The organism is Paenibacillus sp. Z3-2 (assembly GCF_054161325.1).
Window position 1 is genome coordinate 5833504 of sequence record NZ_CP096397.1, and the last position, 20338, is coordinate 5853841.

Annotated in this window: 9 protein-coding genes, 1 tRNA gene and 3 rRNA genes; 1 reads left to right on the plus strand and 12 read right to left on the minus strand. The window is 48.5% G+C overall.

Going from position 1 to position 20338, the window contains the following annotated elements; all coding sequences use genetic code 11:
- Positions 1-3: 3 nt before the first annotated feature.
- The 10 genes from radA to M1D71_RS26255 all read right to left on the minus strand — a co-directional run bounded on the left by radA (position 4) and on the right by M1D71_RS26255 (position 13398).
- Positions 4-1371 carry a DNA repair protein RadA gene (gene radA, locus M1D71_RS26210; RefSeq protein WP_413407089.1) on the minus strand — a complete coding sequence of 456 codons (1368 nt, stop codon included), beginning with the start codon at positions 1369-1371 and terminating at the stop codon, positions 4-6.
- A 259-nt stretch (positions 1372-1630) separates the two neighbouring features.
- Complete coding sequence (locus M1D71_RS26215; RefSeq protein WP_458124254.1) at positions 1631-4093, minus strand: ATP-dependent Clp protease ATP-binding subunit; 2463 nt, start codon at positions 4091-4093, stop codon at positions 1631-1633.
- A gap of 182 nt (positions 4094-4275) precedes the next feature.
- Positions 4276-5346, minus strand: coding sequence for a protein arginine kinase (locus tag M1D71_RS26220; RefSeq protein WP_458124255.1), 1071 nt, complete (start codon positions 5344-5346; stop codon positions 4276-4278).
- A gap of 28 nt (positions 5347-5374) precedes the next feature.
- Positions 5375-5899 carry a UvrB/UvrC motif-containing protein gene (locus M1D71_RS26225; RefSeq protein ID WP_458124256.1) on the minus strand — a complete coding sequence of 175 codons (525 nt, stop codon included), beginning with the start codon at positions 5897-5899 and terminating at the stop codon, positions 5375-5377.
- A gap of 31 nt (positions 5900-5930) precedes the next feature.
- The gene (locus M1D71_RS26230; protein ID WP_062836165.1) at positions 5931-6392 is read right to left on the minus strand and encodes a CtsR family transcriptional regulator; all 462 of its coding nucleotides are present in this window, start codon (positions 6390-6392) and stop codon (positions 5931-5933) included.
- A gap of 462 nt (positions 6393-6854) precedes the next feature.
- On the minus strand, positions 6855-8093 hold the full coding sequence (locus M1D71_RS26235) for a GNAT family N-acetyltransferase (protein WP_458124257.1): 1239 nt from the start codon (positions 8091-8093) through the stop codon (positions 6855-6857).
- Positions 8094-8213: 120 nt separating this feature from the next.
- Positions 8214-8330: ribosomal RNA gene (gene rrf, locus M1D71_RS26240) — 5S ribosomal RNA — on the minus strand.
- Between the two features lie 142 nt (positions 8331-8472).
- Positions 8473-11400, minus strand: a 23S ribosomal RNA gene (locus M1D71_RS26245).
- Positions 11401-11613: 213 nt separating this feature from the next.
- Positions 11614-11689, minus strand: a tRNA-Ala gene (locus tag M1D71_RS26250).
- A gap of 156 nt (positions 11690-11845) precedes the next feature.
- A 16S ribosomal RNA gene (locus M1D71_RS26255) occupies positions 11846-13398 on the minus strand.
- Together the 16S, 23S and 5S rRNA genes with 1 tRNA gene alongside form the textbook arrangement of a ribosomal RNA operon.
- Positions 13399-14149: 751 nt before the next feature.
- On the opposite strand from M1D71_RS26255, the gene M1D71_RS26260 reads away from it, so the two are divergent.
- Entirely contained in the window at positions 14150-15523 is a 1374-nt protein-coding gene (locus M1D71_RS26260) for a molybdopterin-dependent oxidoreductase (RefSeq protein WP_458124258.1), read from the plus strand.
- Between the two features lie 133 nt (positions 15524-15656).
- Here M1D71_RS26260 and ligA read toward each other — a convergent pair whose 3' ends face one another.
- Together ligA and pcrA are read right to left on the minus strand one after the other, a co-directional pair.
- On the minus strand, positions 15657-17672 hold the full coding sequence (gene ligA / locus M1D71_RS26265; RefSeq protein WP_458124259.1) for an NAD-dependent DNA ligase LigA: 2016 nt from the start codon (positions 17670-17672) through the stop codon (positions 15657-15659).
- A 176-nt stretch (positions 17673-17848) separates the two neighbouring features.
- Positions 17849-20203, minus strand: a complete 2355-nt coding sequence (gene pcrA / locus M1D71_RS26270) for a DNA helicase PcrA (protein ID WP_458124260.1) — start codon at positions 20201-20203, stop codon at positions 17849-17851.
- Positions 20204-20338 lie beyond the last annotated feature (135 nt).

Here is a 20338-nt window from a genome sequence, read left to right on the forward strand (position 1 = left end):
CCCCTAATCTAAAGCAACCGCTAGTGCATCTGCCACGGTATTCACACCGATCAGTTGTATCCCGCGAGGATGTTTCCAGCCCTTTAAGCTTTTTTCCGGTAAAATGACTCGCTTGAAGCCCAGCTTTGCAGCTTCCTTCACTCGTTGTTCGGCCCGTGATACGGCTCGAACTTCACCTGTCAGACCGATCTCGCCAAAGATGACGTCGTCCGGCTTGGTCGGTACATCTCTCAAACTGGATGCAATGCAGACGGCGACTGCCAAGTCTACAGCGGGCTCATCCAGCCTTACTCCTCCAGCTACATTCAGATATGCATCCTGGGTCTGTAAAAACATGCCCATTCGTTTCTCCAGCACTGCAATGATCAGATTTAACCGATGCAGATCTACCCCTGTTGCCATACGCCGGGGAGAAGGGAAATGGGTGGTTGAGATCAATGCCTGCAATTCCACAAGCAAGGGACGTGTCCCCTCCATACTTGCAACTACCGTAGAACCCGCTACGCCCAGTGGGCGTTCCGACAAGAAGAGTTCAGACGGATTGCCCACTTCACGAAGCCCATCTTCGCCCATTTCAAAAATGCCAATTTCATTGGTTGAACCAAAACGGTTCTTCACCGCACGTAGTAGGCGATACGTATGGTGCCGCTCTCCTTCAAAATAAAGCACACAATCCACCATATGTTCTAACATACGTGGACCGGCAATGGCACCTTCTTTGGTAACATGCCCCACAAGAACCGTTGCAATGCCCCTGCCTTTCGCAATCCGCATGAACCTTGACGTACATTCCCTTACCTGTGCTACACTACCAGGCGCACTGGTAACTTCGGGAAGATATACCGTCTGAATGGAGTCGATGACAAGAAAATGCGGCTGGATCTGATCCACCGCTTCCTCTACACGTTCCATATTGGTTTCACACAGTACGTACAACTCGGCAGATAGTGCCCCGAGACGATCCGCCCGCAATTTGGTTTGCTTGACTGATTCCTCACCGGAAACATATAACACACGCAAACCCGAATGCGTTAAAGCATGGGACGTCTGCAACATCAACGTCGATTTACCGATACCCGGATCTCCACCCACCAGAACGAGTGAACCTGGAACGATTCCCCCACCCAATACCCGGTTCAACTCTCCGATTCCAGTCTGTACACGCGGTTCCTGACCGCTATCTATATCTATGATAGGAAGCGGTTTATCTTTACTGTCAAACAGGGGAGAATTTCTTCCTTGTGTTTTGACTACCGTCTCTGTTTCTTCCACCATTGAATTCCATGACTGACAACCCGGACACTTACCGTACCATTTGGGGGCTTCATAGCCGCATTCCGTACATTGAAACTTGGTTTTAACTTTGGCCACTTCAGCACTCCTATAATTAGTTTTATAACAGCATTTTGCATTATTCGACGAATTTTGCCTAAACTCCCTGACGTGCAGGGTTACTAAAAGTTTACCATTGTTTGAGATTTTTCGTAAAGGATTATCGCAAACTTTACACATGTTCCTGACATAATCATGTCCGTCTTCTGTCCAAAATGCAAAAAATCCTCCCCGGCGGAAGCCGAGAAGGATTAAGGATCACTACAAGCTGGAGCTTAACTCCAAAGCTTGCTATATATTATTTGGTTTCGATTTCCTCATTAGAAGGAACAACCACGTCTTTTTTCGTTACAGACAGTGCACCGTTCTCTTCGTCAATGAGCAACGAATCTCCTTTGGTTACATTACCTGTGAGCAACTCCTCAGACAATTTGTCTTCGATATGCTTCTGGATCGCCCGACGAAGCGGACGCGCACCGTAAGCTGGATCGAAGCCGGCTTTGGCAAGGAAATCCTTGGCATTGTCGGTGAGCTCGAAATCAACCTCGTATTCATTTAGACGTTTCCGAAGCTCCTCGCTCATGAGGGTAACAATCTCTGCAATGTGTTTCTGTTCCAGAGAGTGGAATACGATAATTTCATCAATCCGGTTGAGGAACTCTGGACGGAAGCTTTTCTTCAGCTCATCCATGACTTTACCCTTCATGTTATCGTAATCCGCACCTGCATCCACAACCGCTGTGAAGCCGAGTGTTGAGTTACGTTTGATTGCTTCGGCACCCACGTTGGATGTCAGAATAATCAGCGTATTCCGGAAGTCAACCACGCGACCTTTGGAATCCGTCAGACGACCATCCTCAAGCACTTGCAGCAAGATATTGAATACTTCCGGATGTGCTTTCTCGATCTCATCGAGCAAGACTACGGAATAGGGTTTGCGACGAACTTTCTCTGTCAGCTGGCCACCTTCTTCGTATCCAACATATCCTGGAGGCGCTCCGACGAGTCGGGAAGTCGAATGCTTCTCGCCATACTCGGACATATCGATACGGATCACTGCATTTTCATCGCCGAACATCGCCTCAGCCAGAGCACGAGCAAGTTCTGTTTTACCTACCCCTGTAGGACCGAGGAAAATGAATGAACCCATCGGACGTTTTGGATCTTTCAATCCAGCACGCGCACGACGAACTGCACGGCTGACAGACTTCACAGCCTCATCCTGGCCAATGACACGTTCATGCAGAATCGATTCCAGATTCATCAGACGTTGTGTCTCTTCTTCTTTCAGCTTGTTCACCGGAATTCCTGTCCAGTTGGCTACCACTTGTGCGATATCCTCAGGTGTTACTTCGGAATCCGTGCGACCTTGTTTTTCTTTCCATTGGTTCTTCGTTACATCCAGCTCTTCACGGATTTTTTGTTCCGTATCACGCAGAGCAGCTGCTTTTTCGAACTCCTGGCTTTGAACCGCAGCGTCTTTTTCCTTACGGATATCTTCCAGACGGCTTTCCAATTGTTTCAGGTTTGGTGGGATCGTGTAAGAGTTCAATCTTACTTTGGAACCCGCTTCATCGATCAGGTCAATCGCTTTGTCTGGCAAGAACCGGTCTGTAATATAACGGTCAGACAGTTTAACCGCCTGTACAATCGCTTCATCCGTAATTTTCACGCGGTGATGCGCCTCATAGCGGTCACGCAAACCGTGCAAGATTTGAATGGCTTCTTCCGGCGAAGGTTGATCTACAGTAATCGGTTGGAAACGACGCTCAAGCGCTGCATCCTTCTCGATGTATTTACGATACTCATCCAGCGTTGTTGCACCAATGCACTGCAATTCTCCACGAGCCAGAGCCGGTTTCAAAATGTTAGAAGCATCGATGGCACCTTCAGCTCCGCCTGCACCAATCAAGGTATGCAATTCGTCGATAAACAGGACAATGTTACCTGCTTGGCGAATCTCATCCATGATTTTTTTCAGACGATCTTCGAACTCACCACGATATTTGGTTCCAGCTACTACTGAACCCATATCCAGGGTCATTACACGTTTGTCGCGCAATGTTTCCGGAATCTCATTCGCAATGATTTTTTGTGCAAGGCCTTCAGCAATCGCTGTTTTACCTACACCTGGTTCACCGATCAATACCGGGTTGTTCTTGGTACGACGGCTGAGTACCTGAATGACACGCTCAATTTCTTTGCTACGTCCAATAACCGGGTCCAGGTTGTTCTCTCTGGCATAAGCCGTGAGGTCACGTGCCAGACTATCCAGCGTTGGTGTGCTTACATTGGCAGGTGTTCCATTATGACTGGATACAGCTTCACTGCTGCCAAGCAATTGCAGCACTTGTTGACGTGCTTTGTTCAGGCTAATACCCAGGTTGTTGAGCACACGTGCTGCAACACCCTCGCCTTCACGAATCAATCCGAGCAAGATATGCTCTGTGCCTACATAAGTGTGACCCAATTTACGAGCTTCGTCCATAGACAGTTCAATTACTTTTTTCGCACGTGGCGTATATGCAATGTTAGTAGGTTGCTCCTGGCCACGGCCAATCAGCGTTTCTACTTCATCCTGAATTTTTTCCAATCCGAGTCCCAGGCCGATCAGTGCTTTGGCTGCGATGCCTTCGCCTTCACGAATGAGGCCGAGCAAAATATGCTCAGTACCGATGTTATTATGACCGAGACGGACAGCTTCTTCCTGCGCGAGTGCGAGCACCTTTTGGGCCCGTTCCGTAAATCTTCCAAACATCATATCTCCTGCACCTCCATGGTTTTGGATAAAACGAGGGGATTCAAACAATACCCGTCGTATTCTTCATATCATTTTTGTTTGCAGCCGTGCTGCGAATAAAATCATCTGGCATGAATATATGCCTTATTATATAAAAGCCGCGATGCGGCATGAAACCATAATCAATACAATATCAGGCTAAGCTAGGACTGCTTCGCTGCATTGATCGTATCACGAATCAATTGAGCACGATAGATGTCACGCTCATCTGTGCGCATATCTTCCCCGAATGTTTTCTGCAAAAATCCCGGTTGAGTCATTACATTCAGCTCATTCATTACCGTGATGGACAGTCCATCCAGTAAACCGAGATCTACGCCAAGGCGTACATCCGATAAGCGCTGCGCAGCTTCCTTTGAATCAACTATGGATGCGTGGGACAATATGCCGTAAGAACGCATGACACGATCCGTAATTCGAAGTTTGGAGTCGGTCATCAACCGTTCTCTGGCTGTACGCTCATGACCAATCATCTGTAACACAACACCGTGCAGGTTTTCGATAACTTCCTGTTCGGTCTGCCCCAATGTAATCTGGTTAGAGATCTGGAACAGGTTACCCATTGCTTCGCTGCCTTCGCCGTAAATTCCTCTTACAGTCAATCCCACTTGGGATACTGCTGTTAATATACGACCTATCTGCTGCGTCATCACCAGAGCAGGCAGGTGCATCATAACAGACGCCCTAACACCTGTGCCTACATTGGTAGGGCAGCTGGTTAAGTATCCTCTACGATCATCAAAAGCGTAATCCACGTGCGCTTCAAACGCATCGTCTATTGCGGAAGCTTTTTCCCAGGCTTCTTTCACCTGGAACCCCGGATAGAGGCACTGGATACGAAGATGATCTTCCTCATTAATCATAATACTGACTGATTCATCCTCACTGAGAATAACCGCACCATTTCTGGATTCATTCGCAAGACTTGGACTGATGAGATGTTTCTCCACCAGCACCCGTTTGTCGAGTTCGCCAATATCGGTCAGATTCAGCGTATGAAAATCTCCAAAGGCATGAACTTCATCGTATTGAAGTACTTCGCTCAGCTTATTCAGCACCTCTTCCGATTGCTTATTGGAAGCCAGCATCGGAAAGGGAACATGCTGAAGGTTGCGTGCGATCCGGACACGGCTGCTAATGACGATTTCGGAATCAGCCGCATCACTGCGCATCCAGTCGCTGAGCGCCTTCTCTGTAAAGCGCAGATTAGGCATTACGCATCCCTCCTACTCATGAAAAACTTTACTCCTGAGCTATTCCTTTTTCAAGTTCCCTGATCTGGTCACGGATCTGAGCTGCCTCTTCAAATTCCTCTTGGGCGATGCTCTCCTGGAGTTCACGCTTCAGATCGGCAATTTGTCGCTTCACCTTGATGCGACCACCAGCTCGTGCGGGCACTTTGCCTACATGGGACGTACTGCCATGAACTCGCTTGAATAATGGGTCTAGGCGGCTGTCGAAATATTTATAACATGAACTGCAGCCGAATCGACCAATTTTACTGAATTGTGAGTATGTCATACCGCATTCTTCACACTGAAGTGCTTTTGCCGGTGGTGTTCCAGCAGATCCACTTTTGCCGGCTGGATCAAAATCGAGCAACCCGGACAAGAGGTTGTGAATGGAAAATCCATTAGATGTTCCAGGGATCATCTCCCCTTTTTCACGGGCACATGACTCACAAATATGGAATTCCGTCTTCTCTCCATTCACGATCTTCGTAAAATGAAGTGTCGCCGGACGTTTATTGCATTCTTGGCACAGCATAATGATGTACCTCCTTTGACCCCGATAGTTTTCATTTACCGAGCAAAGATATTAACATCGCCTTCAACATTCTGGCACGAATTTGATCCCGGTAAGGAAGTTTGACCAATATAACCTCTCTAGATACAGCAGCTCGCATCAACCCGGCTTCCCGCTTACTCAAGAAGCGTGCTTCTTCCAGTTGATAGATCAGACCTTCGGCAGCAGTCTGCCCGATCTCATCACCAATACTATGGTGCAAATGATTATGCAGAGCTGATTGGGCCGGTAATTCAATGCGCTGTATGCGAACATAACCACCACCGCCGCGTTTACTCTCTACCAGGTATCCCTTCTCGAGGGTAAAACGTGTGCTGATGACATAATTGATCTGGGAAGGTACACATGAAAATTGATCTGCCAGATCATTACGCTGAATTTCAACCATTCCTTCGGGACTTTCATGCAAAATACTCTTCAGATATCGTTCGATAATATCAGAGATATTACGCATCCAATCATCCTCCACTGTCTGAAACGTTAAGTCAATAAGGACCCACACGCCCCCACAGAGTACACCTTCTCTACCCATTTAACCAATCAGGGAAACAGCGAATCTTGCTTCCACAGACGTCAACAGGAGAGCGAAGGAAGCACGAAGGTCCTTTAATATTCCCTTGATCCTCCGATGAAATGAATCCCGTGTATTGGCGCTCATCCATCAGATTGCAGAAAGAAAGCTACTTAAGTATTTAAACCTTTAGTTGACTTTGACTTTCTTTGACTTTGTATACATTATAGCATATTTTGTGGGTTTGCCAAGTGGGGTCACTATTCATTTTTTACGATTTTACACGAAATATTCGCCAGACACAAAAAAACCTCCCCAAAATTGCCGGAGAAGTCCATTTGTCTTTCAATAACGCTGTATTTCTATATAAGATAATCAAGCCAAATGGCGAAGAGGAAATGATAATTAAAAGAAATCAAGCAAGTAGGTTTCCCTTTCAGGAATCGCTTGTTCCAATGCCTTGATTGCTGCTTCTGGTCCTTGAATTCTTCCGATCCGTGCCATTTCCGTCGGTCTGCGATATCCCATCAACACTGCGGTAAGGGATTGAATATCCACCTTAATGGTCTGATCATCAGAGATCGGCTCGGATGTTTTCCATATGGAAGCCGTTCCGTTCATTGCGACGTTTAATTGCCATACCCCCTCATTCCACGGAGCGTGGGCATCTTCTACCTGAAGAATAATCTGCAGCGGTGAGTCCTGGTTTGCAAATGGATACTGGGATATAAACTGCTCAACACTAACGATGCGTGCCATAAAATAAGGTACAATCTCCTGTTGAATCCGTGGGTTATCCAATTGGAAAGCAAGCGTATCACTTGCTGGCGCCTGTAACCTCACTTCCTGGATCATGGAATCATGATTGGCAATAAAGGTCCATAGCCCTTGCCTAGCCTCTTCATTCAGATAGATGATCTCTTTGATGGTAAATTTACTTTCTTTCACCTCATATAGAAGATAACCTTGTGCTTCATCATTTTCATCGTAATATACAGCCTTCTGGCTGGCCCCATTAACAAGAACTGAATTCTCCCACCGTGCATCATCCCGGACCAAGGTTCCGTTATAACGCTCAGCATAAGCGCTATATACTTGATTTAATATGCTAAGACCCGGATCGCCACGCCGAATCGTTCCAGTTGTCGCTTTTTTCGAAGGCAAATGCGCTGTAGGCACTTTATATCGTTTAAACTCAACATAGGTCTCCCATCCATACTTCCGATAGAAAGCAAAAGAGAAAGGATGCAAGAACGATATACTTTGTTTGTTACGGTTCATTTCTTCCAATGCATGCTTCAGCAGACCCGCTACCCAACCTTTGCGTCTATACTCTGGCCAGGTGGCTACACCAGCAATACCACCCATCTCGAAGGATCTACCATGAATATAGGTTTGAAAAGGGATAATGTGAAGTTTGGCTCCTAGTTGCCCTTCCTCGTATACCCCCCATATATCCTGTGACGAAAACTGACTCCGCCGCTTTTCTTTTTGTTCTTCACTCATTACCATTTGAAAAGCATATTCGGAGAGTGCCATCGCTGGTTCAAAATCATTTACCGTCAATTTCTGAATTTCCATCTCATCCTGCACCCCGTTCACTAGAATGTTCAGATCATTTTCATATGAAAGTCTGATACGCAATCTATGTATCCACTATGAGTGTGTCAGAGGATTCCTGCAAAGTCAAATAAGAGATGCTTTTGCATCCCCTAAAATAAACAAATAAAAACCACCACCGAATAACATCGGCAGTGGTTCTTTGCTTGGCGGCGTCCTACTCTCCCAGGACCCTGCGGTCCAAGTACCATCGGCGCTAGAGGGCTTAACGGTCGTGTTCGGGATGGGTACGTGTGGAACCCCTCCGCCATCGCCACCAAACGCGATTTGTCGAAGCATAGCTTCTTGAAATCAGATATGGAACTGAAAATCATACACACGTTCTGTGATGTACCGATTTTCATTTCAGAGATTGTTCTCTGAAAACTAGATTCGAAACGAAAGTTGCGATTAGAACTTGCTATTGGATAAGCCCTCGACCGATTAGTACTGGTCAGCTCCATGCATTGCTGCACTTCCACCCCCAGCCTATCTACCTCGTCGTCTTCAAGGGGTCTTACATACTGGGAAATCTCATCTTGAGGGGGGCTTCACGCTTAGATGCTTTCAGCGTTTATCCCTTCCGTACATAGCTACCCAGCGGTGCTCCTGGCGGAACAACTGGTACACCAGCGGTACGTCCATCCCGGTCCTCTCGTACTAAGGACAGCTCCTCTCAAATTTCCTACGCCCACGACAGATAGGGACCGAACTGTCTCACGACGTTCTGAACCCAGCTCGCGTACCGCTTTAATGGGCGAACAGCCCAACCCTTGGGACCTACTTCAGCCCCAGGATGCGATGAGCCGACATCGAGGTGCCAAACCTCCCCGTCGATGTGGACTCTTGGGGGAGATAAGCCTGTTATCCCCAGGGTAGCTTTTATCCGTTGAGCGATGGCCCTTCCATGCGGTACCACCGGATCACTAAGCCCGACTTTCGTCCCTGCTCGACTTGTAGGTCTCGCAGTCAAGCTCCCTTATGCCTTTGCACTCTTCGAATGATTTCCAACCATTCTGAGGGAACCTTTGGGCGCCTCCGTTACTCTTTAGGAGGCGACCGCCCCAGTCAAACTGCCCACCTGACACTGTCCCCGCACCGGATTACGGTACCAGGTTAGAACCTAGATACGATCAGGGTGGTATCCCAACGTTGCCTCCACGCAAGCTGGCGCTCACGTTTCAAAGGCTCCCACCTATCCTGTACAGATCGTACCCAAATTCAATATCAAGCTGCAGTAAAGCTCCATGGGGTCTTTCCGTCTTGTCGCGGGTAACCTGCATCTTCACAGGTATTAAAATTTCACCGGATCTCTCGTTGAGACAGCGCCCAAGTCGTTACGCCATTCGTGCGGGTCAGAATTTACCTGACAAGGAATTTCGCTACCTTAGGACCGTTATAGTTACGGCCGCCGTTTACTGGGGCTTCGGTTCACAGCTTCGGGATTGCTCCCTAACCACTCCCCTTAACCTTCCAGCACCGGGCAGGCGTCAGCCCGTATACTTCGCCTTACGGCTTCGCACAGACCTGTGTTTTTGCTAAACAGTCGCTTGGGCCTTTTCACTGCGGCCCCCTCGTGCTATTCACACTACCGGGGCACCCCTTCTCCCGAAGTTACGGGGTCATTTTGCCGAGTTCCTTAACGAGAGTTCTTCCGCGCGCCTTAGAATACTCTTCTCGCCTACCTGTGTCGGTTTGCGGTACGGGCACCATCACCTGGCTAGAGGCTTTTCTTGGCAGTGTGAGATCATGACCTTCGCTACTGTAATTTTCACTCCCCATCACAGCTCAGCCTTACGATGTGCGGATTTGCCTACACATCAGCCTTACTGCTTAGACGGACATCCATCAGTCCGCGTCACTACCCTACTGCGTCCCCCCATTGCTCATAACGGCTTACGGTGGTACAGGAATTTCGACCTGTTGTCCTTCGACTACGCCTTTCGGCCTCGCCTTAGGTCCCGACTTACCCTGAGCGGACGAGCCTTCCTCAGGAACCCTTAGGCTTTCGGCGGATCAGATTCTCACTGATCTTTTCGTTACTCATACCGGCATTCTCACTTGTATAATGTCCAGCGCTCCTTACGGTACACCTTCAACCCTTATACAACGCTCCCCTACCCCTGATGCAAAGCATCAAGCCATAGCTTCGGTGGTGTGTTTAGCCCCGTTACATTTTCGGCGCAGAGTCACTCGACCAGTGAGCTATTACGCACTCTTTAAATGATGGCTGCTTCTAAGCCAACATCCTGGTTGTCTGTGCAACTCCACATCCTTTCCCACTTAACACACACTTGGGGACCTTAGCTGATGGTCTGGGCTGTTTCCCTTTTGACAATGGATCTTAGCACTCACTGTCTGACTCCCGGAAGTAAGTCTATGGCATTCGGAGTTTGACTGAGCTTGGTAACCCTTGCGGGCCCCGCACCCAATCAGTGCTCTACCTCCACGACTCTGTTTTCCGAGGCTAGCCCTAAAGCTATTTCGGGGAGAACCAGCTATCTCCGAGTTCGATTGGAATTTCTCCGCTACCCCCACCTCATCCCCGCATTTTTCAACATGCGTGGGTTCGGGCCTCCAGTGCGTGTTACCGCACCTTCACCCTGGACAGGGGTAGATCACCCGGTTTCGGGTCTACGTCCACGTACTAATTCGCCCTATTCAGACTCGCTTTCGCTACGGCTCCGGCTCTTCACCTTAACCTTGCACGGGAACGTAACTCGCCGGTTCATTCTACAAAAGGCACGCCATCACCCCTAAAACGGGCTCTGACTTTTTGTAAGCACACGGTTTCAGGTTCTATTTCACTCCCCTTCCGGGGTGCTTTTCACCTTTCCCTCACGGTACTGCTTCACTATCGGTCGCTAGGAAGTATTTAGCCTTGGCAGATGGTCCTGCCGGATTCATACGGGGTTTCACGTGCCCCGCACTACTCGGGATCCGTCTCGGAGGGAACCAACTTTCAATTACAGGGCTTTTACCTTCTTTGGCGGGCCTTTCCAGACCTCTTCGCTTAACCGGTTCCTTTGTAACTCCATGTGAGACGTCCCACAACCCCAAAGAGCAAGCTCTCTGGTTTGGGCTTCTCCGCGTTCGCTCGCCGCTACTGACGGAATCACTATTGTTTTCTCTTCCTCAGGGTACTTAGATGTTTCAGTTCCCCTGGTATGCCTCTACACAACCTATGTATTCAGTTGTGAGTAACTGGAAATTACCCCAGCTGGGTTTCCCCATTCGGACACCCCCGGATCAAAGCTTGCTTACAGCTCCCCGAGGCAGTTTCGTTGTTCGCCACGTCCTTCATCGGCTCCTAGCGCCTAGGCATCCTCCGTGTGCTCTTAGTAGCTTAACCATTTTGCTCCGGTTTCGGTCGCTCGCTTCCCTTGGTTTGGACTGCGTCCAAATCCAAAAGTCGCTCCCACCCGATACCATCGCAAAAGCAATTAACTACCGTTTTTATTGAAACTTGTTTACACAAGTTCAGCTAAAAAGGAATGTTCTAATTCGCATTACTTTCGTTTCGATATCTAGTTTTCAAAGAACAAGCAAAATAGACAGAATTGTTTGGTGGAGCCAAGCGGGATCGAACCGCTGACCTCCTGCTTGCAAGGCAGGCGCTCTCCCAGCTGAGCTATGGCCCCTCAAATTCCATCAAAACTGAACAAATGGATAAGTAACGGTGTTGCTGCAATTCATTTCATCCACACATTAAGTGATGAACCGAGATGAATCGCTGTCGCAGGTTCAGTGAACCTGCTTATTTGAATGTTTCCGTTACAGGAAACGATTCTCCATAGAAAGGAGGTGATCCAGCCGCACCTTCCGATACGGCTACCTTGTTACGACTTCACCCCAATCATCTATCCCACCTTCGGCGGCTGGCTCCTTGCGGTTACCCCACCGACTTCGGGTGTTATAAACTCTCGTGGTGTGACGGGCGGTGTGTACAAGACCCGGGAACGTATTCACCGCGGCATGCTGATCCGCGATTACTAGCAATTCCGACTTCATGCAGGCGAGTTGCAGCCTGCAATCCGAACTGAGACCGGCTTTGTTGGGATTGGCTCCATCTCGCGATTTCGCAGCCCGTTGTACCGGCCATTGTAGTACGTGTGTAGCCCAGGTCATAAGGGGCATGATGATTTGACGTCATCCCCACCTTCCTCCGGTTTGTCACCGGCAGTCTATCTAGAGTGCCCACCCGAAGTGCTGGCAACTAAATATAAGGGTTGCGCTCGTTGCGGGACTTAACCCAACATCTCACGACACGAGCTGACGACAACCATGCACCACCTGTCTCCTCTGTCCCGAAGGAAAGGTACATCTCTGTACCGGTCAGAGGGATGTCAAGACCTGGTAAGGTTCTTCGCGTTGCTTCGAATTAAACCACATACTCCACTGCTTGTGCGGGTCCCCGTCAATTCCTTTGAGTTTCAGTCTTGCGACCGTACTCCCCAGGCGGAGTGCTTAATGTGTTAACTTCGGCACCAAGGGTATCGAAACCCCTAACACCTAGCACTCATCGTTTACGGCGTGGACTACCAGGGTATCTAATCCTGTTTGCTCCCCACGCTTTCGCGCCTCAGCGTCAGTTACAGCCCAGAGAGTCGCCTTCGCCACTGGTGTTCCTCCACATATCTACGCATTTCACCGCTACACGTGGAATTCCACTCTCCTCTTCTGCACTCAAGTCACCCAGTTTCCAGTGCGATCCGGGGTTGAGCCCCGGGATTAAACACCAGACTTAAATGACCGCCTGCGCGCGCTTTACGCCCAATAATTCCGGACAACGCTTGCCCCCTACGTATTACCGCGGCTGCTGGCACGTAGTTAGCCGGGGCTTTCTTCTCAGGTACCGTCACCTTGAGAGCAGTTACTCTCCCAAGCGTTCTTCCCTGGCAACAGAGCTTTACGATCCGAAAACCTTCATCACTCACGCGGCATTGCTCCGTCAGGCTTTCGCCCATTGCGGAAGATTCCCTACTGCTGCCTCCCGTAGGAGTCTGGGCCGTGTCTCAGTCCCAGTGTGGCCGATCACCCTCTCAGGTCGGCTACGCATCGTCGCCTTGGTGAGCCGTTACCTCACCAACTAGCTAATGCGCCGCAGGCCCATCCCCAAGTGACAGATTGCTCCGTCTTTCCAGTTCTCTTCAGGCGAAGAAAACAACTATTCGGTATTAGCTACCGTTTCCGGTAGTTGTCCCAAACTTGAGGGCAGGTTGCCTACGTGTTACTCACCCGTCCGCCGCTAAGTATCAAGGAAGCAAGCTTCCTATCAACTCCGCTCGACTTGCATGTATTAGGCATGCCGCCAGCGTTCGTCCTGAGCCAGGATCAAACTCTCCAATAAAGATGAATCCCAGTAGCGCGATTAAACGCTATGAAAATCATCTCAAATATTTGAAAAGAGCGATAAGCTCATTTTGAATCTGACGATTCATTGTGAATCAAAAGTTACTATCCATTTGTTCAGTTTTCAAAGAACTTGTATGTCCGTTTATGTTGATGTTTGTCAACCGGACAGGAATCTTATCATATCATGTTAACTAACTTGCTGTCAACACTTTGTTTTCGTCACCGTTCAAGTGATTATGACAACCATTCGTTTGAGGCGACAAGAAATAATATATCACGTTGCGATTTATTTAGCAAGCATTTTTAATGAACCTTCTGATATCTCAAAAATCTTTATTAACGGCACCTTGTCTCCAACCTGTATTCGACAGATTAGCACATTCTCTGAACCCATGATCGGCTACCCTTAAAGTGTATTATATATAAAAGAAACAGAGCATTACTATAAATACGACTTCTAACTATAAGGAATTAAGGATCTAGATGAGGTTGAGCTGAGTCCCGATCAGGATAACGGTCCGTGCACTCCTCTTAGTTTGGAGAATGTGATCCAAAAACTCTATAATAAGGTATATAGATATAGGGATAAGCAATCGAACGCACTTTTTCATATGGTTAGCTCTATGAACAACCGTTAATCATCTCGTATGAACCTTACTTGGATAACACGCACTCCAATCAAAGTTGGCTATTACATATCAAAGATTAGAATAAACTCATTACTAACCTACTTGGGGTGATCGCGCTTGAATGAATGGTTAAAAAATGTACGCAAAGGTTACGGCAAAAAACTGGTTTCCATCCACGCTTGGAATGCCTGGATCGTTGTAATCCTTGCAATCTCGGGACTTATGCTGGTTGGTGGCTTTTGGCGTGAGATACTCGGAATTGGACGTGTATGGTTAAAATGGCTACATATCGTCGTCGGGCTAGCTATGCTTGCTCCGGTGGTATATTACTTGATTTTGGCCGGAAAGCACTGGAAACAACTCCGTAACAGGCCATGGCAGAGGGTAAATACTATTATCGTTCTCGCCCTGTTGGTGGGATGGCTCCTCTCGGGTATTGTATTATGGCAGTTCAAGCTGGCTGGACCACGTTGGTCAAATGCTGCACTTCTGATCCATGACCTGCTAACTTGGGTAGGCTTGCCTTATATTATTTACCACTCCATCACTCGAACCAAATGGTTAAAGGATCCTGCACGTCGTGCAGTGAAAACCACTGCAACTTCAACACGAGCTCAAAATCAAGCTGATCCATCTGTCTCAACATCGGAAGAAAGCGAAACTACCGCTGCTATATCATCTTCCCAGTTTGATCGCAATTCCGAGAGAGATTCCCTCAAGCCAGAAGAGCGACCACAACCAGTTTATACACGACGAGCTTTCATTCGTTCTGCTGTGGTGGTTGGTCTCACCGTGACTCTTGGTCCTACTTTTATATCCTGGGTAGGACGAAATCTCAAGATAGATAATAGTATTGATAGCATGCTGGAGAACGATCCTAACCGTATGGTTCCTCTGCCACAACCGCTGTCTGCCTCTTCACCTCCCATCGGAGGCGGGGCTGAAGGTCATTTCCGCGTATATACAGTTACGCCTATACCGTCCTTCTCCAATGCTAACTGGTCTTTCCGAATCGATGGGCTGGTTGAACGGGCACAGGTATGGAACTGGGAACAATTTGTGAAGCTGGCGCGTACCGTACAGGTTAGTGATTTCCACTGTGTAACGGGATGGTCTGTGTATAAGAATACGTGGGAAGGCATTTCTCTTGCACAGCTTTTGAAACAAGCCGGAGTAAAGCCGGAAGCTCATAGTGTGAAATTTTATTCTGGTGATGGTGTGTATACGGATGCCATTACGATGGATCAAGCGCAGATGGAGGATATTATGGTCGCTGTCATGCATGATGGCAAACCTATCCCTGCTGATCTTGGTGGTCCGGTACGGCTCGTCATTCCTCAGATGTATGCCTATAAATCGGTAAAATGGTTAAATCGCATTGAACTCATCGACAGTGAACATATCGGTTACTGGGAAGAACGAGGATATGACAAGGATGCATGGCTTACAGGCGCATCTCAGCGCATCCCTAATAACATTAGTGGATCCTGATCAGTTAAGATTGGTGACTGTGCACTCGTTGTAATAATAATCTAGATAAATAGCAGAAGCCCCCGATCACGTATTCGTGTCTTCGGGGGCTTCTGGTGTCGCCATTATGAACTCTCTGATAAAACCTTTAACCCTAGGGATTCAAAAGACGTACAAGTTCGTCCTCCTCCTCAATCGTAGGAATGCCAAGATCATGGGCTTTGGTAAGTTTACTACCTGCCTTCTCTCCGGCAATAACCAAATCTGTCTTTTTCGACACACTGCCAGTTACCTTCGCTCCGAGTGCTTCCAGTCTTTGCGTCGCCTCTTCCCGCGTCAATTGGTGCAGTGTTCCGGTCAAGACGACCGTTTTCCCACTGAAGAAGGAATCTTCCACAACAACAACGGCTGGTGCCTCAGGTGCCTGAGCTTTCACGCCCAAGTTGAGCATTTTCTCAATCGCAGCCTGTGTAAACGGATCTGCAAAAAAGTTTACGATGCTCTCAGCCACGATACCACCCACGTCTGGTAGTTCAACCAGTTCTTCCACGGTTGCATTCATAATGGCGTGCAGATCCCGGTAATGATCAGCGAGCATGCGCGTGGTAGATTTACCTGTGTTCGGAATACCCAGTGAGTATAAGAACGAAGCCAGATCACGATCCTTACTGAGTTCCAGCGCAGCGATAAGGTTATTTGCTTTCTTTTCGCCAAACCGTTCCAGCTTCACCAGATCATCAAACTGTAACGTATACAGGTCGGCAGGCTCACGTACGTTCAATTCATCATACAGCTGAATCGCCGTTTTCTCACTGAATGTCTCGATGTCCATCGCATCACGGGAAGCAAAATGGGAAATACGTGCCACCGTTTGCGGCTTACACGCAAGTCTATTGTTACAGAATAGATGCGCTCCGCGTTGCTCCAGCGGGAATCCACATGCAGGACACTGCTCAGGGAAGACGATCTCCTCGCCATCACTCTCCTCAGTCACTTTACCCAGAATCTCAGGAATGACGTCATTGGAGCGACGGATAAAGACCCGTGTGCCCAGAGCGAACTTCAGATTTTTGCGCTCAATATCGCCGACATTGTTAAGAGTACAGTTCTGTACCGTTACCCCGGCAAGTTCAACCGGTTCTACCCGTGCCAGCGGAGTTACTTTGCCGGTACGCCCTACATTCCATACCACAGCGTTAAGAACCGTCGTGGTCTCTTCTGCCTCGAATTTATATGCCACCGCCCAGCGAGGGAACTTATCGGTATAACCCAGCACCTCGCGTGTGCGCATGTCCGTAATTTTGATAACAGCTCCATCGATCAGATAGTCCAGTTGACCCCGGTTCTCCTGAATGGCTGCCAGTTGTTCCATTACATCATCAAACTCATGGAAATACGTGATGGATGGATTCACTTTGAAGCGGTTCTCACGCAGGAAATCCATCATCTGCTGATGATTGGCAAACTGAATGTCATCCGAATAACCTACATTATAAAAATAAGCATTCAGCCTACGCTCAGCCGTCGCCTTCGGATTGAGGTTGCGGAGCGCTCCCGCTGCTGCATTCCGCGCATTCTTGAGTGGCTCTGCCGCCGTCTCATTGTATCGGTCCAGGACAGAAAGATTCATGATGCCCTCACCCTGTACTTCAATCGTACCGCTCGTGTAAGGAATTTTGAGCGGAACGGATCGGATCGTTCTAACCTGTGCCAAAATCCCTTCGCCCACCGTACCGTTACCACGCGTAGAGGCTTGTACCAACTCACCGTTGGTGTAAGTCAGGTTCAACGTCAATCCGTCAAACTTCAACTCGATGACATAACCCGGTTCCGGTAACGGCGTATCCGGATTTTTACTGTTATAGTCATTAATCAGTTTCAGTACACGGGTATTCCAGCTCCGTAGCTGCTCAATATTCTGCGCTTTGTCCAGACTCCACAATGAGGATAAATGGCGATGTGGGGTAAACCCCTTGAGCAATTCGCCACCCACACGCTGGGTTGGAGAATCAGGCAGAACCATGCCGCTTTCCTGTTCCAGCGTAACCAGTTCATCGTACAGAAGGTCATACTCCTTATCGCTGATCTGTGGCTGATCCATCGTGTAGTACTGATAATTATGCTGATTCAGCTCGGTAACGAGTTGCTCCATCCGGTGCATCGGGTCCATACAGGGCCATCCCTCCGTTAATTTGATCATATATGTAGAACGAACACTCCTATTGCACTTGAACTCGTAGAACAGAATAATCTTTCAAGTGGTGTTACCCCTAGGGCGAACGCTTTGCTTCTTCAAGTTATTTCTGTTCTCTCCGTTATCATGCAAAAGGAAGTTTCGTTCAGAAATTATTCTACTTTGGTAATAGGGGCGAAACCGGCAAGCAAACGTTTCACGCCAACCGGAGCCGGGAATGCAATCTGCAGTTCGGTATCATTCCCTGTACCTTTGACTGCAACAATCGTGCCTGTCCCCCATTTGCCATGCTGCACTTTGTCTCCTGCCTTAAACCCTGCTTCGCCATTAGAAGCTACAGGCTTGGAAGCAGATGATGGCGTAGCATATGTTGGGCGGGAGACACTTGTAGTCACACGCGAAGTTGGCGTGGATGAAGTAGCAGATGAACCGCTCTTGCTTTGGTGATCGAACAGCTTGGTGCCACCACCAAAGTTACTTCCCCCACTGGAACCCAGTCCACGTCCACCATACGAGCCGCCTCCGCTACTGCCGCGGCGGTAACGATCACGAGCCATCGAGGTGTCTTCCTTCAGCTCGTCCGGAATTTCATCCAGGAAGCGGGAAGGTGGATTCGCTGTGGTACGTCCAAACAAGGTACGCATCTGCGCACAGGACAGGAAGAGTTGCTCTTCTGCACGAGTAATCCCCACATAAGCAAGTCGGCGCTCTTCCTCCAGCTCTTCATTGTCCATAAAGGCACGGCTATGCGGGAAGACCCCTTCTTCCATACCCACGATAAAGACAACCGGGAACTCCAGACCTTTGGCGCTGTGCATGGTCATCAAGGTAACAGCGTCGCTCTGATCCTCTTCATCATCGTTCATACTGTCGATGTCAGCAATCAATGCAAGATCGGTGAGGAAGGCTACGAGCGTTTTGTCTTCATTATTTTTCTCAAATTCCATGGTTACCGACAGGAACTCATCAATGTTCTCCAGCCGTGCACGAGATTCGAGTGTGTTTTCATTTTGCATCTCAAGACGGTATTGACTCATCTCAAGAATCTTCTCGGTCAGTTCAGTTACAGACAGATACTCTACCATCTGATGCAACGCAGCGATCATGTCATAGAACTCCACAAGCGCATTACGCGTACGGCCAGCAAAACCAAGATCGTCCACGACCTGAAGCACTCGGAAAATAGAAATTCCACGCTCTCCTGCCGCAGCCGCGAGCTTCGCTACCGTTGTATCCCCGATACTACGTTTCGGTACATTAATGATCCGGGTGAGACTGATATCATCGTCGGGATTGGATAACAGGCGCAAATACGCCAGAATATCCTTGATCTCTTTACGATCATAGAACTTGATGCCGCCGACAATCTGATACGGAATATCAGACTTGATCAGAATTTCCTCTATTACCCGGGACTGTGCGTTGGTACGGTACAAAATAGCATGGTTCTGATAGGATTTGCCGTTCTGCACATTTTTACTAATCTCGGAGGTGACAAAATACCCCTCATCATGTTCGGAATCCGCACGGTACACCTTGATCTTCGAACCACCCTCTTTGTCCGTCCACAGTTTTTTCGGTTTACGTCCTGTATTCAGGCCGATCACTTCATTCGCTGCATTCAGGATATTGGAAGTAGAACGGTAGTTCTGCTCCAGCAAAATCGTATTTGCTTCAGGGTAATCTTTCTCGAAGTTCAGGATATTGCTGATATCCGCCCCGCGCCAGCGATAAATCGACTGGTCACTATCCCCTACAACGCAGATGCGGTGGTGACTGTCAGCAAGCATGCGGCACAGCATGTACTGTGCACGGTTCGTATCCTGGTACTCATCGACGTGAATGTACTGGAATTTCTTTTGGTAAAAGTCGAGGACCTCAGGCACTTCCTTGAACAGTTGAATGGTCTGCATAATGAGATCGTCGAAATCAAGCGAGTTGTTGGCTCTTAACCGTTTCTGGTACATCTTATATACCTTCGCCACAATACCTTCGAAATAGTCTCCCGACTGCTTCTCATATTGCTCCGGACTGATCAGTTCATTCTTGGCCGTGCTCATCATCGATTGAACTGCCTTAGGTTCAAACTTCTTGGTATCGATATTCTGGTCTTTCATACAGCTGCGAATAACAGATAGTTGGTCCGATGAGTCCAAAATGCTGAAGTTGGAGGTAAAGCCAATACGTTCAATGTCACGGCGCAGAATTCGCACGCACATGGAGTGGAACGTGGATACCCATATGTCGCGGCCCTGAGATCCACCTACGAGTTGGGATACCCGGTCCTGCATCTCACGGGCGGCTTTGTTCGTAAATGTAATCGCTAAAATGCCCCACGGGGGTGCCTTCCGTGTTGCAATGAGGTAGGCAATCCGGTGTGTCAGCACCCGGGTCTTGCCGGAGCCCGCTCCGGCCATAATCAGCAGCGGGCCATCCGTCGCCTCGACGGCTTGCCGTTGAGGGGTGTTAAGTCGTGCAACGGCATCATGTATATTTACAGGTTGCATGCATGCATGCTCCTTTCGTTGGTTGGTCGGTATAACTGATCTACCATTACACTTGGACTTCGATTGCAGCAACATCTTCCGATCGTCGTTATCCCCAGATTTTTTGATTCCCTTTATCAAAGGGAAAATCCGGTG

Bases quoted from the DNA above. Each gene is read 5' to 3' on its own strand.
- M1D71_RS26215 (WP_458124254.1), bottom strand. From the start codon at position 4,093: ATGATGTTTGGAAGATTTACGGAACGGGCCCAAAAGGTGCTCGCACTC.
- M1D71_RS26220 (WP_458124255.1), bottom strand. From the start codon at position 5,346: ATGCCTAATCTGCGCTTTACAGAGAAGGCGCTCAGCGACTGGATGCGC.
- M1D71_RS26225 (WP_458124256.1), bottom strand. From the start codon at position 5,899: ATGCTGTGCCAAGAATGCAATAAACGTCCGGCGACACTTCATTTTACG.
- M1D71_RS26230 (WP_062836165.1), bottom strand. From the start codon at position 6,392: ATGCGTAATATCTCTGATATTATCGAACGATATCTGAAGAGTATTTTG.
- ligA (WP_458124259.1), bottom strand. From the start codon at position 17,672: ATGGACCCGATGCACCGGATGGAGCAACTCGTTACCGAGCTGAATCAG.
- pcrA (WP_458124260.1), bottom strand. From the start codon at position 20,203: ATGCAACCTGTAAATATACATGATGCCGTTGCACGACTTAACACCCCT.